This window comes from Gammaproteobacteria bacterium, from assembly GCA_013817245.1.
GTDB lineage: Bacteria > Pseudomonadota > Gammaproteobacteria > HTCC5015 > HTCC5015 > JACDDA01.
In genome coordinates, this window is the sequence record JACDDA010000020.1 from 1 (window position 1) to 2,069 (window position 2,069).

Here is a 2,069-nt window from a genome sequence, read left to right on the forward strand (position 1 = left end):
CAAATAACCTAAAATCTGCATACAAATTAATTTCCGATTTGTTTATATTATTCCATTGATTAATTCGTTCATTGTAATATTCCGTGTTACTAAACTGAAATTTTTCAGAAAGTAATTCCCGAAAATCTTTAATTTTATAATCAGCAATAACCTTTTCTATTTCTTTGTTTAATTCAGATAACTTGGCAAGTGAATAAAGAATTTTGCCAACGGATTCTGAAGAGTTTAGAAAAATTAAAGCGATTTTAATTTCAGATAATAAAATTTTTAAAAGAAGCAATAATAATTCGCTTATCTTTTGTTGTTTTAAGTGAATCTTGCTTGCAATTTCCTTTTTGTCATCTTCTGTTATTTGATGACAACCAACTAAGGTATCGAAATCTGCCGTCACAATATTCAAAATTCCGAAACTTCCGAAAGATTCAAATTCGTTTTTGCAATAAATCAGATTATCAATTCTGTTTAGTTTTGATTCAAGACCTTCGATTAACACATCGTAATTTTCCTTTAAGACAGGTGCTTTCTTAGCATTGGCTAAATGTTTTTGAGGATTTTCTAAATACTCGAAACACATTGCAATGTATTCACCAAGTTCCTTAAATGACATTAGACCTCTTGCATAAGTAATTTAATGAGCCATTTCGTAGTTGTACAATCCGGCTATCAAGTTGAACCGCAATCCGAATCGGCGGCGGCGGTTGCGGTAGCGTTGCGCGACAATCCGAAAGATTTTCAAACTCCGAATCACGTTTTCAACTGCAATCCGCTGACGCGACAATTCACGGTTTGCCCGCCGTTGTTCCGCGCTCAACTCGCCGCCTTTCGGCTTCTTGAGAGGTATTTGCGACAGTTTATGTTTGGTTTGCAAACCCTGATAACCCGAATCGCCGAGCAGACAAACATGATCGGCAATCTCAAATCTCGTTTCTTTGAACACGGCAAAGTCGTGCGTTTTACCACTTGCCTGCCGGGTGCAAATGACTTGGCGCGTTTTCCTGTCAATGACCAGTTGAGTTTTTATCGTATGCCGCTTCTTTTTCCCGGAATAGTGACGGCGTTGTTTTTTTTCGGACGTTCAATCGGAGATTCAGTGACATCGATGATGATCAACTCGAAAGTGTTTTCCGCCGAACGCAAAACTTTTTTGCCGGGCAACTGGAAGTCCCGGCAATTTTTCAACAGATTTTCAATCTTGACAATCGTGCGCGAAACGGTCGCTTCCGACAATTGCCATCGCTTGGCAATATGGAATTGGGTCGGATATTCACGCCAATACTCCAAAGTGAGCAGCACTTGGTCTTCAACTGAGAGCTTACAAGGTCTGCCCGTCTTTTTCCGCACCCGTTTAAGTTCGTTGCCAACAAACTCGCAGACTTTGGCAAAAGTATCGGGTTTGACACCACAGTAGCGTTTGAAGAGTTCGGGCGACAGCATTTTAATTTGTTCAAAGCTCATCAAATTATTGATGAGCGAAAACGCTTTTGTTGTCAAATAACTTATGCAAGAGGTCTAGTATTCATCTCAATGCAGTTAAATCAATTCAAACGCTTTATTATCGGTCTGCTTGGTATGTTGCTAATGCTGTCGGCGGTCAGTAAAACACACTCCCAATCGTTGCTTGACACGACTTTTAATACCAGTACCAATTGCACTGTTAGATCGATGGTCGTGCAACCAGACGGCAAGATTCTGATTAGCGGTTGCTTTACCAATGTTGACGGATTACCGCGCAACAACATTGCCCTTTTAAATGCGGACGGCACAGTTGATACTGCCTTCAACCCGAACACTAACGGCGACTTCGTTGGTGCGATAGCAACTCAGTCGGACGGTAAGATTCTAATTAGTAGCTATACCAGCGGCGGCAGGCAACCGTACGTTGGATTCGCTCGCTTAAATGCGGATGGCACGCTTGATGTTGCTTTCAATGCATACAGCAGCAGCAACCACAATGCGATAGCTGTTCAGCTGGATGGCAAGGTTATAATTGGCGGTGATTTTAATAATGTTGGTGGGCAACAGCGCAACAGCATTGCTCGCTTGAATGCGGATGGTACACTTGATACCAC

At 41.4% G+C, this 2,069-nt stretch carries 3 protein-coding genes; 1 reads left to right on the top strand and 2 read right to left on the bottom strand.

Features of this window, described 5'->3' with window-relative positions:
• The coding region (locus tag H0W44_10755) for a hypothetical protein (protein MBA3582913.1) at positions 1-607 on the bottom strand (607 nt) is incomplete at its 3' end.
• A 21-nt stretch (positions 608-628) separates the two neighbouring features.
• Positions 629-1,455, bottom strand: a protein-coding gene (locus tag H0W44_10760; protein MBA3582914.1) for an IS5 family transposase whose coding sequence is annotated in 2 segments (ribosomal slippage) — positions 629-1,062 and positions 1,062-1,455 — 828 coding nt in all. Because the reading frame shifts where the segments join, the coding sequence is not laid out codon by codon here.
• Between the two features lie 69 nt (positions 1,456-1,524).
• Between H0W44_10760 and H0W44_10765 the strand changes: the two genes are divergently transcribed.
• Positions 1,525-2,069: hypothetical protein (locus tag H0W44_10765; GenBank protein MBA3582915.1), on the top strand; the 545-nt coding region annotated here is incomplete at its 3' end.